This is a genomic window from Pseudarthrobacter sp. YAF2 (assembly GCF_052113345.1).
GTDB lineage: Bacteria > Actinomycetota > Actinomycetes > Actinomycetales > Micrococcaceae > Arthrobacter.
On the sequence record NZ_JBFRDA010000011.1, the window covers coordinates 122,439 to 133,815 of the forward strand.

The window sequence follows — 11,377 nt, forward strand, 5'->3', positions numbered from 1 at the left end:
GATGTAGCGCTGCCGCATGGATGCTGACAACGTTGTGCGGCCGGTCCGCGAGCCAGGGCTCCCCTTCGGATCGGCCATCAAGAATTCGTTCGTCTGTTTCCAGGGCCATCACGGGTGGAGCCGGGGACGGGAGCATTTCCGGGTGAGCTTCGTTCCGTGATGATCAACAACATTCGCTCTATGCAACAAAATCGTGCGCTAGCTCACACTCAATGTCAAGAGCGTGACCTGTGTAAGACGAAGTATGTAAGCGTTCTTGCTTCGTGCTCCGGACGGGATCCCGGGATGGACCGAAGTGCTGGGTCCTCCGGCGTTGGGTCATGCGTGCCATGCGGTGTTCCGTCCTTGCGCCCCGGGCGGGCTTGCGGTTTCTGGTTGTGCTTCCCACGGAAGCGGGAGCACGGGAACGGGTCCCCCCGAGTCAACGCCCTCGGGAGGAACGGCCATGACCGCGTCGGCCCAGGCAAGCCCCCGCATCATGCCGGGGCCGGTGTGCTCGACCGGGAACGCAAGGCCGGACAGGAACCGGCAGGGGATCAGGCGTGTCCTTCCTGGATCGCCCTCGACGTCACAGCCGGACATCACGAGCTGCATCGGCGGCAGCGGCGCGCCCCCAAGCGAGGCGATCAGGGGTGCGCCCAGGGTGAGGAGGGCCATCACGGCCGCCAGGGGATTGCCCGGCAGGCCGATTACGAACCGCCCGTCGGGAAGCCTGGCGAGCACGGCCGGATGGCCGGGACGCATCGCGATGCCGTCCACCAGCAGCTGTCCGCCCAGGGCGTCGATGGCGGTACGGAAATGGTCTGTCCCGGATTTTCCGGTGCCGCCGGTGGTGATGATGACATCTGCGTTCCCGCCAGCGGGCAGGACGGGGCTGTCCAAGGCAGCCAGCCAGCTGCCAAAGGAGTCACCGATTCTCTGCGGGCTGCCGGCACTGCCACCCAGGAGGGAAACCACGGCTCCAAGCTGCGGGCCAAAGGTGTCGCGGACCTGTCCAGGCGCCGGAACGCCCTGCGTCACCACTTCAGCCCCGGTGAGTACGACGGCGGCGGCGGGCCGGGCGCGGACCGGCACGGTGTCGTGCCCTGCCGCCGCAGCCAGGGCCACATGCGCTGGATTAAGGACAGTACCGGCAGGTATGAGGACGTCCCCTGACCGGGCTTCCTGCCCGGCGGGGCGGATGTGTTGGCCGCTGCGCGGCTCACCGGCCTTCGCGTCGGCACGCAGTGTCAGGACCTGGTTGCCGTTGGGGTCACGGACAGCCAGGCCGCTCTCCTTCCGCAGCACGGCGTCGGCGCCGTCCGGCACCAGACCGCCGGTGGCTATCACCGTGGCACTGTTTGCGGGCAGGAACCTGTTGTCTGTGTGGGGTAGGGAGGCGTAGTGGCCGGATCCGGCCAGCAGCCATGGACCGGGCCCGTTCACGGCCCAGCCGTCCATGGCGGACGAGGCGTAGTGCGGCAGGTCCTGAAGCGCGCTGACATCACGGCTCAGGATCCGCCCAATGGCCTCCGTAAGCGGGACGGCCACGGGCGGGAGCCGACCGGCGGCGCCGAAGGCTACATGGCGTGCTTCGGACCACGGTATGCACCCGCGTTCCGGGACGGGACCCGGCGCAGCCGTGCTGCCGGAAACGGTGGCTGTCAGTGCATTGGCAGGCATCCGGGCCCCCTCCTTATTAAGTCACCGGCACCATGCCGGTTGCGGGGCCTCGTTTTCCGAAAACGGTGCTTCGATGAGGAATACCTCCCCAGGTCCTAGGCCCATCGAAGCACCTTTCACGGAAAACGGGACACCCGTTGCTAACGCTGTGCCTTTCCTAGCCCGCGGCTTCCAGGACCTGGGACTCCAGGGCCCCGGCCGCCAGCGGCATGGAAGACACTTGCCTGCGTGCGGCCTCCACGGTGTGAAGGAGCAGCAATGCCGTGGTCACTGAGCCCACGCCCCCTGGAACCGGGGTGAGCGCGGCTGCCGTCCCGGTGACGCTGGCTTCGTCCACGTCACCCACCAGCGAGCCGTCGGGAAGGACGTTCGTGCCGACGTCGACCACTATTGTCCGGGAGGAGACATCGCTGCCTCCCAGCAGCCCGGCGCGCCCGGCTGCGACCACCACGACATCGGCGTCCTTCGTGTAACGCTCCAGCGGGCCCGACCTGGAATGGCAGACCGTCACGGCGGCATCGCGTGCCAGCAGCAGGAGGGACAGCGGTTTGCCCACTACGGCGGACCGGCCCACCACCACCACGCCCTTTCCCGCCAGGGGAATTTGGTAATGCTCCAGGATTTCGACGACGGAGCGCGCGGTAGCGGGCGCAAAGGCCGGCTGCCCGACGGCAAGCCGTCCCAGGCTCAGCGGATTCGCGCCGTCAATGTCCTTTCCCGGGGCGATGAGGCCCACCAGGTTGTCGGTCCGGACACCGGGCGGCAGCGGGGTTTGCAGGATGATGCCGTTCACTGACGGTTCGGCGCTCAGGTCCCGCAGGACGTTGGCCAGCACCGGCTCCGTTGCATCGTGGCCCAGGTCAATGATCCGGCAGCCGACTCCGGCGCGCTCCGCTGCCCGCTCGATGGAGCGGACGTACCAGTGCGTCGACTCGTCGGCGGTAGCCATGACCACCGCCACGACCGGTCGAACGCCGTCGAGTTCAAGCGACCGGACCTGTTCCTGAACCTCCTGTTGGAACCGGGCTGCCAGGGGCTTTCCGGAAAGTACTGCTGTATTCACCCAAGGATCCTTTCCCGGACGCGGGCCGAGAGGGCATCTGCCGCCAGGACCACCTTTTCCTCAATACCGTCCGTCTGCCGGGCAAGCAGGGCCCGTGCTTCCGGGTCCTTGACCGCCACGACGTTGATGTCGATGTTGACGCGCGCCGTGGCCGCAGCTGCCCGGGCGGCATCGGCGGCCGCTGCCACGTCGCTGATGACGTTGGCGTTGGCGACGTCGAACAGCTCGGTGGCAAGGTCCACGATGTCGCCCGACAACTTGACGAGCCGGGCGGGTGTTTGTGCCGCCCGGATGAGTGCGGACTGGATCCCGGCCGCGCGGGCGGCCTTGAGCTCATCTGTGTCGGACGGGAGTTTGTAGGAGTCGATGACTCCCTGGAAGGCCTCTTCGTCCGCGTCGGCCAGGCGCAGTGCCTCACCGATGAGACCGTCGGCTGCCGCGGTGATGCGCTGCACCAGGGGTGCGTGCTGTTCGTACTTGGCGCCGGTGGTGTACCGCGCCACCATGGCCACCAACGCTGCACCCTGGGCCGCGTGCAGCGCCGCGGCAGCACCGCCCCCCGGCGTCGGCTGCTTGGCGGCCAGCCGGGTGAGGTAGCTGCTGATTGTCTCTGAGCTGATCATGGCCTTACCCGCGGAGCCGGGTCATGGTGGGGTCGTACAGCGGGTCCTGGGTGACCGTGGCGACGATCCGGCGCCCGAAGTACTCGATCTCCACGGAGTCGCCGATCGAAACTTCGGCGGGCAGGTAGGAGTAGGCGATCGGCTTCCTGACGGAGTAGCCGTAGGCGGCGCTGGTCACGTAGCCAACTGCCTGGTCCTTGTAGAACACCGGTTCCTTGCCGAGCACCAGGCTGCGGCCGTCGTCGACCGTGAGGCAGCGCAGGCGCCGGGCGGAGTTCTCCTCGGTACGGCCTTCCAGAGCCGCCTTTCCGACGAAGTTGTCCTTGGCCATCTTTACCGCGAAGCCCAGGCCGGCTTCGAAGGGATCATGCTCGGTGGTCATGTCCGTGCCCCACGAGCGGTAGCCCTTCTCCAGGCGCAGGGAGCTGAACGCGGCCCGTCCGGCCGCGATGACGCCGAACGGCTGGCCGGCCTTCCACAGCGCATCCCAGAGGCGCTGGCCGTTGTCCGCGGTGGTGTAGAGTTCCCAGCCGAGTTCACCGACGTAGGACAGGCGCATGGCGGTGACGGGGACGCCGCCGATGACGACTTTCTTGGAGCGGAAGTATTTCAGTCCGTCATTGGAGAAGTCGTCGCGGCTGGCCGCGCCGACGACCTCACGGGCGAGCGGGCCCCAGAGGCCGATGCAGCAGGTGCCGCCGGTAGTGTCGCGGACCTGGACCCAGTCGCCCGCGCCGCCGCTTTCGGTCTGGTGCCGTGCGGCGCGTTCGAAGTAGGCGGTGTCGATGTTGCCGTTGGCGCCCAGCTGGAAGGTGTCCTCAGAGAGGCGGGCCACGGTGATGTCGCTGCGGATCCCGCCGGCATGGTCAAGCAGCAGCGTGTAAGTGACCGCGCCGGGCTTCTTGTTCAGGTCGGCGGTGGTGAGTTCCTGCAGCAGCTTCAGGGCGCCGGGGCCGGAGATTTCGAGGCGCTTCAGGGGCGTCATGTCGTACATGGCGACGGCGGTGCGCGTCTTCCACGCCTCGGCCGCGGCGATGGGGGAGCTGAACATGCCGGACCAGGCATCGCGGGCCGGGGGCTGCCAGTCGGCGGGCATTTCCTTGAGCAGTTCGGCGTTCGCCTCGAACCAGTAGGGCCGTTCCCAGCCGGCGCCTTCGAGGAAGTAGCCGCCGAGTTCCTTGTGCCGGGCGTGGAAGGGGGACACGCGCAGGTTGCGCGGGGAGAGCTTGGGCTGCAGCGGATGCAGGACGTCGTAGATCTCCACGAAGTTCTGCTGCGAGGTTTCGCTGACATATCCGGGCGTCAGCTGAACGTCCTCGAAGCGGTGGATGTCGCAGTCGCCCAGGTCGATGGAGGACTTGCCGTCCACCAGGAGTTCGGCAACAGCGCGCGCGATGCCGGCGGAGTGGGTGACCCAGACGGCTTCGGCGACGAAGAAACCGTCGACTTCCCTGGACTCGCCAACGAGGGAGCCGCCGTCGGGGGTGAAGGAGAAGATGCCGTTGAAGCCGTCCTCGATTTCGCTTTCGCGCAGGGCGGGGAGCAGCCGCTTGGTGGCCTCCCAGGCGGGGAGGAAGTCCTCCATCGTGAAGTCCAGCCGGGACGGCATATTGTGCTCGCTGATCTCGTTCGGCTTGAAGGTGCCGAGTTCGTCCAGGTCAACGGGCATGGGCTTGTGGGCGTAGGAACCAATTCCGTACCGGTCGCCGTGCTCGCGGTAGTAGAGGTCCTGGTCCTGGTGACGCAGGATGGGCAGCGATGCGCCGTTGGGCAGCTCGTTTTTGCCCTGCTGGTCCGGGACCGGGGTGGTCTTGACGTACTGGTGGGCCAGCGGGAGCAGCGGGACGGACATGCCAATCATTTCGCCGATCTTCGCACCCCAGAATCCGGCGCAGGAGACCACGATGTCTGCCGGGATCACGCCGTCGGGGGTCTGGACGCCAGTGACGCGGCGGCCGGACTGTTCGATGCCGGTGACGGTGGTGTTGCCCTGGTACTTCACGCCGGCAGCCTCGGTGCGCTTGATCAGCAGCTGCACGGCCCGCGCCGCGCTGGCAAGGCCGTCGCTCGGGACGTGCAGGCCGCCCAGGATGTCCTCTTCGTTGATAAGGGGGTACAGCTCCTTGCACTCCGCGGGGGAGAGGATCCTGCCGTCGATGCCCCAGGCGGCGGCGTAGCCGAGCTTCCGCTTCAGGTCCGTGAGGCGGGTTTCGGTGGTGGCCACTTCCAGGCCGCCAACCTGGTTGAAGCAGCTGGTCCCTTCCTCGGTCAGGGACAGCAGTTTTTCCACGGTGTACTTGGCGAACAGGGCCATGGACTTGGAAGGGTTGGTCTGGAAGACCAGTCCCGGGGCGTGCGAGGTGGAGCCACCGGGCATGTTGAGGGGTCCCTGGTCGAGGACGGTGATGTTGTTCCAGCCCCGCGTGACGAGTTCATCCGCGAGGTTGGTGCCGACGATGCCGGCTCCGATAATGACAATGCGTGGCGACGATTCCAAGGGGGTCTCTCCTGCTGCTTTATGGGTTGTGTCTGCGTACGCGCCGGTGCTCACCGGAACACCACGGTGCTGGTCTGGTCCAGCAGCACCCGGTGCTGGCAGTGCCAGCGGACGGCGCGGGAGAGGGCCAGTGCCTCGGCGTCCTGGCCCACGGTGGACAGTTGCGCCGGACCGTAGGTGTGGTCCACGCGGATGACTTCCTGCTCGATGATCGGGCCCTCGTCCAGGTCCGCCGTGACGTAGTGGGCCGTGGCGCCCACCAGCTTGACGCCGCGGTCGTAGGCCTGGTGGTAGGGGCGTGCGCCCTTGAACCCGGGGAGGAACGAATGGTGGATGTTGATAGCCCGTCCCTCCAGTGCCCGGCAGAGATCGTTCGAGAGCACCTGCATGTAGCGGGCCAGGACCACGAGGTCGGCGTTGTACTCATCCACCAGCTCCAGGAGCCGGCGCTCAGCGTCGGCCTTAGTGTCCGGGGTGACGGGGACGTAGATGAAGGGCAGCCCTGCGGCGTCCGCCATCGCGCGGTGGGTCTCGTGGTTGGAAACCACCGCCACCAGCTCTGCACCCAGGCTGCCGCCGCGCCACCGGAAGATGAGGTCGTTCAGGCAGTGGCCGAACTTGGAAACCATTACCAGGACCCGCTTGGGGGTTTGGTCGTGGAAGCTGAACTTCATGTCGAAGCGGCTGGCGATGCCGGCGAACTCTTCTTCGAGCATCGCTGACGTGTAGTCGTGCGAGCCGGAGAACGCTGTGCGCAGGTGGAGCGTCTCGCGCAGGCTGTCATCGAACTGCTGGTGTTCGTCGATGTTGAAGCCACGCTCGAAGAGGAACGTGGTCACGGCCTGCACAATTCCGGCCTGCTCGCGGCAGGACAGGGTCAACACGAACTTCTGCGCCTGCTCTTCCTTGAGCGCCGGCAGGACAGCGGGTGCTGAAGCTGTTTCAATGAGGGTCATGTCCCTCCTCCTTCTAGATATATTCAAAAGTTGCGGACTGATATATTAGATTGGATGTCAGCGTATACTGGTCCATAGGCGAGGTCAATAGTTTTTTCCAGTTTGCGAAGAAGGGGCTCAGCATGGCAATCGAATCTTTGGCGGTGGCGGACGACACCGGCAGGAAGTCGCTGGCAGACGTTGCCTATGAGAGCATCCGCGACTGGTTGCTTACCTTGGAAATCAAGCCCGGCGAGCTGCTGAACGACGAGCTCCTTGCCAGGAACCTGGGTATGGGGCGGACTCCAGTGCGCGAAGCCCTGAAGCGGCTGGAGCTGGACCGGCTGGTGAAGACCTACCCGCGGCGGGGCACGTTTGCCACCCGGGTGGACGTGACTGACCTTTCCTTCATTTCGGAGATCCGGGCCCAGCTCGAGCCCCTTGCCGCTGCTCGGGCCGCCCGGGTTGCCTCCCCTGCGGTTCGGGCCGGGCTGCGGGCCACGCTCGAGAAGGTCGAGGCATTTGATGTTGCCGCGGCAACCGTGACCGAGACGCTGCAGCTGGATGCCCGCGTACACCAGGGCATCTATGCCGCCGCTGCCAACCCGCATCTGGAGGACATCCTGATCCGGTACGACAACCTGGCAACGCGGATCTGGTGCATGGTGATCGACCGCCTGCCGGACCTGTCCCACCATGTGCGCGAACACCTCGATCTGCTCCGCGCCGTCATCGACGGCGACGAGGAGCGGGCTTCCGAGCTTGCAAAGGTCCACGTGAGCGGGTTCGAACACGCGGTACGCGAGGCACTCTTCAACGCCTAGATCCGCTGCTCCACCCCGTCTGTTGACATTGGATGTGACCTGCACCATACTCTGAGTTCACATTGATATATCAATCAAATATCAGTGTTGGATTCTTATGAGCGGCGATGGCGCCGGTGAACGGAGTGACCAGTGAATTCCCAGGCAACCCTTGAAGCCCCATTTCGTGCCTCCGGCCTCGACCTCGAACAAGGCAGGCAGGACGGCGGCATGTCGAAGAAGCCCCTCGGCCTCCGGGCAGACTGGGCGCGCCTGCCCGGCCGCAGTGTTGAAGTGTGGCTGCTGGGGGAGCTCGTGGCCAGTGGCGTGGTGGACCAGGCTGCGGAGGACGGCTCGGTGCTCTGGATAGCCGCTGAGGGCATCAGCACCCGGCGGATCTTCGATAAGTCATCGGGCTACCAGATCTGGGTGTGACCATCCCTGGCGCCCTCCGTGCTGCCGGTCCTACCGCAGTCCATGGCTGTGGGCCAGCGCAATGGCTTCGGTCCGCGAGGCCACGCCCAGCTTCCTGAACAGGTTCCGCACGTGGAACTTGACCGTGTTCTCGCTGATGTTCAGCGCGGCGGCTATGCTTCGGTTGCGCTGCCCCGCAGCCAGTAGTTGGAGGACCTCGAGTTCCCGGGCCGCGAGGTTCCAGCCCGAGACGTCTGCCGGAGAAGCTGGCGCATCCAGGGGCAGCGTTACGGAAATGTCCGCGCCCCAGCCCGGCATGAGATCGACTTCCATGCGGCCGTCGAGTGCCTGGACCCTGCGGTGCAGCCGTTCCATGTTCGGGGCGTCAGCCGAGAGTCCGCCCCGCCCGTCGTCCCGGACGTTGATCAGCAGGTTTTCGCCGTCGCAGTCCCACTGGGTCCGCACCCGGCGGACCTCCGGCTGCTCCATCATGGCCAACAGCAGGCCGCGCACTATGGCCCGCGCCGCGATGGCTACCTCCCCGGGCAGCGCCCTGCCGTTCAAGGGGGGTTCGATGAATTGCACGTCGATCCCACTGAACCGGGTCAGCGGACGCAGGTCCTCACGAAGCCGTTTGAAAGCGGTGGCCACCGGTTCCTTCACCAGTTCTGCCGTCTGGTCGTTGTGCGTGCGCAGTTCCACCAGCGCCTTGGCCGCGGCGTCACTGACGGTGGCCCGTGCCGTTGCGTCATCCAGGGAGCCTGACCGTGCGGCGGCCAAGATGGTTTCCAAGGTTGTGGAATGAAGGTCCACCAGCTCGCTGGTGACCCTGATGCGTTCCGCCGATGCTGCCCTTGACTCCAGCAGATAGGACGGCGGCGCATCCTTCACCTTCTCCTGGATCCGGCGTGCTGCCATTTCCCAGAGATATGACACCAGGGTTAGGTCCATGCGCTCCATGTCCCCGGCCTGCTGCCGGCCCCCGGGCGTCCCGCTATAGCTAATGACCAGCAAAGCGTTGCTCGGAGCGTACCTCAGTGCGAAGGCCTGCCGTTGCCTGCCTGCGATCTGTGCCGGTCCTGTCCAAGGCCCCTCACCGGCCACCTGGTCGCGCAGCTGCTGGAGTTCACCGATCGATACCCGGGCCACTACCTCCTCCTCGCCCGCCTTCTTCTGCGGGCGCCCGGTGCATTCCTCCGTGAAGATCACCAGGGCGTCCCCGCCGGTGTAGGGGCGGACAGCTTCGCGCAGCCGTTCGGCAATGGCGGAGAGGGGCGCATCCGCGATCCGGGCGACAGCGCGGAGCAGGGGCCAGGGCAGGGCGGGTCCGGGTAAGTCCGTAACCAGCCGAACGGGCGGGGCGCTCTCATTCATTCAGACAGATTACGCGAAGAATGCGGCGTTCACCTACCCGAATGGGTGGTGGAAATCATCCCGAATTGGCGTTTCGCCTACCCTCCCGTGTCGGCACGATGGATACCAGGCACACGACAAAGGAGGAGATATGGACTCAACTGTTCTCACCGATCCCGCAGTGGAAGCAGCCGGCGGGGCCATTACGGGCAATATCTCCCTGGTTTTAGGGGAGATCACGAACACCGCGGCCCGCATCAGCCCGGACCGGCTGCGCCAGGCTGCGTCGATGCTGGAGAACGCCGACCGCGTCTTTGTGGCAGGGGCAGGCCGCAGCGGCCTGGTGTTGCGGATGGCAGCGATGCGGCTGATGCACCTCGGCCTTGTGGTCCACGTGGCCGGGGACACCACCACCCCCGCCATCCGGAAGGGCGACCTTCTGCTCGTGGCGTCCGGCTCCGGCAGCACTTCGGGGATCGTGAAGGCCGCCGAGACCGCCGCCAAGGCAGGGGCGCGGATCGTCGCCTTCACCGCCAACCCCGGTTCCGCGCTCGCGGGACTGGCTGACGCCGTCGTGCTGCTGCCCGCCCAGCAAAAGACCGACCACGGCTCCGGCGTGTCCCGCCAGTACTCCGGGAGCCTCTTTGAACAGGTGCTCTTCGTGGCAACGGAGGCGGTGTTCCAAACACTCTGGGACAACGCCGACATCCCCGCCGAGCAGTTGTGGCTGCGCCACGCCAACCTCGAATAGATCTGTCCCCACTTTCCAGTCCTTTGGACAAACCCCAACAGAAAGAAGAAGCAATGAAACTTCAGGTAGCCATTGACCTCCTCACCGTCGAGGACGCCCTCGAGCTGGCCGGCAAGGTGGCCGAATACGTGGACATCATCGAACTGGGCACGCCCCTGATCAAGGCTGCGGGCCTCTCCGCCGTCACGGCCATCAAGGAAGCCCACCCGGACAAGCTGGTTTTCGCCGACATGAAGACCATGGACGCCGGCGAACTCGAAGCCGACATCGCCTTCAAGGCGGGTGCCGACCTGGTCACCGTGCTCGGCTCCGCCGATGACTCCACCATCGCGGGCGCCGTCGAGGCCGCCAAGGCACACAGCAAGGGTGTGGTCGTTGACCTGATCGGCGTTGCGGACAAGGCCACCCGCGCCAGGGAGGTGCGCGCCCTGGGTGCGAAGTTCGTCGAGATGCACGCGGGCCTGGATGAGCAGGCAAAGCCCGGCTTCGACCTGAACGGACTCCTCCGCGCGGGCGAAGAATCGCAGGTGCCCTTCTCGGTGGCAGGCGGCGTGAACGTCAGCACCATCGCAGCCGTCCAGGCCGCAGGAGCCGAAGTCGCGGTGGCCGGTGGCGCCATTTACGGTGCTGCAGATCCGGCCCTGGCCGCCAAGGAACTCCGGGCCGCCATCAACTAACGCCCGGGGGACAGCGGCGGCTCCACCTGGACGGGGGTGGGGCCGCCGCTGTGTCATGCCCTCAGTGAGCCCATTCAGGGATATTTCGCCGACAAATTAGATTCGCCGACAAATTAGACAAGGACGTACCGGTGACTGCGACAGCGTTGTTGATAGGCCTCCGTTCGAAAAAGCGCGGGCGTAATCCGTTGCGGGATCCGCGTGACCGCCGTTTGAACCGGATTGCGGGTCCGTCGTCGCTTGTGTTGTTTGGGGTGACGGGTGATTTGGCCCGGAAGAAGTTGATGCCGGCGGTGTATGACTTGGCGAATCGTGGGTTGTTGCCGCCGAGCTTTGCGTTGGTCGGTTTCGCCCGGCGTGAGTGGGACAAGGAGGATTTCGCCGCCGAGGTGAAGGCCTCCGTGCAGGAGCATGCGCGTACCCCGTTTGATGAGGCGGTGTGGAACCAGTTGTCCGAGGGTATCCGGTTTGTGCAGGGTGAGTTCGACGACGATGCGGCGTTTGAGCGTCTTGGCGAGACGATCAAGGAGCTCGACGACGTCCGGGGTACCCGGGGGAACCACGCGTTCTACCTGTCCATCCCGCCGAAGGCGTTCGAG

The 11,377-nt window shown here is 65.9% G+C and carries 10 protein-coding genes and 1 pseudogene; 5 read left to right on the forward strand and 6 right to left on the reverse strand.

Features of this window, described 5'->3' with window-relative positions; genetic code table 11:
• Positions 1-318 precede the first annotated feature (318 nt).
• The 5 genes from AB4Y79_RS13195 to purU all read right to left on the reverse strand — a co-directional run bounded on the left by AB4Y79_RS13195 (position 319) and on the right by purU (position 6,801).
• On the reverse strand, positions 319-1,662 hold the full coding sequence (locus AB4Y79_RS13195) for a molybdopterin molybdotransferase MoeA (RefSeq protein WP_441862467.1): 1,344 nt from the start codon (positions 1,660-1,662) through the stop codon (positions 319-321).
• A 157-nt stretch (positions 1,663-1,819) separates the two neighbouring features.
• Entirely contained in the window at positions 1,820-2,725 is a 906-nt protein-coding gene (locus tag AB4Y79_RS13200; protein WP_441862470.1) for a bifunctional 5,10-methylenetetrahydrofolate dehydrogenase/5,10-methenyltetrahydrofolate cyclohydrolase, read from the reverse strand.
• The gene (locus tag AB4Y79_RS13205; protein WP_441862473.1) at positions 2,722-3,348 is read right to left on the reverse strand and encodes a cyclodeaminase/cyclohydrolase family protein; all 627 of its coding nucleotides are present in this window, start codon (positions 3,346-3,348) and stop codon (positions 2,722-2,724) included. The genes AB4Y79_RS13200 and AB4Y79_RS13205 overlap by 4 nt, the downstream gene beginning before the upstream one ends.
• 4 nt (positions 3,349-3,352) lie before the next feature.
• Positions 3,353-5,845 carry a GcvT family protein gene (locus tag AB4Y79_RS13210; RefSeq protein ID WP_441862475.1) on the reverse strand — a complete coding sequence of 831 codons (2,493 nt, stop codon included), beginning with the start codon at positions 5,843-5,845 and terminating at the stop codon, positions 3,353-3,355.
• Positions 5,846-5,895: 50 nt separating this feature from the next.
• The gene (gene purU / locus AB4Y79_RS13215) at positions 5,896-6,801 is read right to left on the reverse strand and encodes a formyltetrahydrofolate deformylase (RefSeq protein WP_441862478.1); all 906 of its coding nucleotides are present in this window, start codon (positions 6,799-6,801) and stop codon (positions 5,896-5,898) included.
• Between the two features lie 122 nt (positions 6,802-6,923).
• Here purU and AB4Y79_RS13220 point away from each other — a divergent pair, with 122 nt between their 5' ends.
• Both AB4Y79_RS13220 and AB4Y79_RS13225 read left to right on the forward strand, forming a co-directional pair.
• A complete protein-coding gene (locus AB4Y79_RS13220) occupies positions 6,924-7,604 on the forward strand; it encodes a GntR family transcriptional regulator (RefSeq protein ID WP_441862480.1) in 681 nt (226 codons plus the stop codon).
• Positions 7,605-7,736: 132 nt separating this feature from the next.
• Positions 7,737-8,018, forward strand: a complete 282-nt coding sequence (locus tag AB4Y79_RS13225) for a hypothetical protein (protein ID WP_441862483.1) — start codon at positions 7,737-7,739, stop codon at positions 8,016-8,018.
• Positions 8,019-8,048: 30 nt separating this feature from the next.
• On the opposite strand, the gene AB4Y79_RS13230 is transcribed toward AB4Y79_RS13225, so the two are convergent.
• Entirely contained in the window at positions 8,049-9,371 is a 1,323-nt protein-coding gene (locus tag AB4Y79_RS13230; protein ID WP_441862485.1) for a LuxR C-terminal-related transcriptional regulator, read from the reverse strand.
• Positions 9,372-9,501: 130 nt separating this feature from the next.
• Between AB4Y79_RS13230 and hxlB the strand changes: the two genes are divergently transcribed.
• The 3 genes and pseudogenes from hxlB to AB4Y79_RS13245 all read left to right on the forward strand — a co-directional run.
• The gene (gene hxlB / locus AB4Y79_RS13235; protein ID WP_441862488.1) at positions 9,502-10,101 is read left to right on the forward strand and encodes a 6-phospho-3-hexuloisomerase; all 600 of its coding nucleotides are present in this window, start codon (positions 9,502-9,504) and stop codon (positions 10,099-10,101) included.
• A 53-nt stretch (positions 10,102-10,154) separates the two neighbouring features.
• Positions 10,155-10,778, forward strand: coding sequence for a 3-hexulose-6-phosphate synthase (gene hxlA / locus AB4Y79_RS13240; RefSeq protein ID WP_441862491.1), 624 nt, complete (start codon positions 10,155-10,157; stop codon positions 10,776-10,778).
• Positions 10,779-10,966: 188 nt separating this feature from the next.
• Positions 10,967-11,377: pseudogene (locus tag AB4Y79_RS13245) on the forward strand (glucose-6-phosphate dehydrogenase); the annotation flags it as partial.

What these genes read in the sequence shown, in the direction of transcription:
- AB4Y79_RS13195 (WP_441862467.1), bottom strand. Translation starts at nt 1,662, where the DNA reads ATGCCTGCCAATGCACTGACAGCCACCGTTTCCGGCAGCACGGCTGCG.
- AB4Y79_RS13205 (WP_441862473.1), bottom strand. Translation starts at nt 3,348, where the DNA reads ATGATCAGCTCAGAGACAATCAGCAGCTACCTCACCCGGCTGGCCGCC.
- purU (WP_441862478.1), bottom strand. Translation starts at nt 6,801, where the DNA reads ATGACCCTCATTGAAACAGCTTCAGCACCCGCTGTCCTGCCGGCGCTC.
- AB4Y79_RS13220 (WP_441862480.1), top strand. Translation starts at nt 6,924, where the DNA reads ATGGCAATCGAATCTTTGGCGGTGGCGGACGACACCGGCAGGAAGTCG.
- AB4Y79_RS13230 (WP_441862485.1), bottom strand. Translation starts at nt 9,371, where the DNA reads ATGAATGAGAGCGCCCCGCCCGTTCGGCTGGTTACGGACTTACCCGGA.
- hxlB (WP_441862488.1), top strand. Translation starts at nt 9,502, where the DNA reads ATGGACTCAACTGTTCTCACCGATCCCGCAGTGGAAGCAGCCGGCGGG.
- hxlA (WP_441862491.1), top strand. Translation starts at nt 10,155, where the DNA reads ATGAAACTTCAGGTAGCCATTGACCTCCTCACCGTCGAGGACGCCCTC.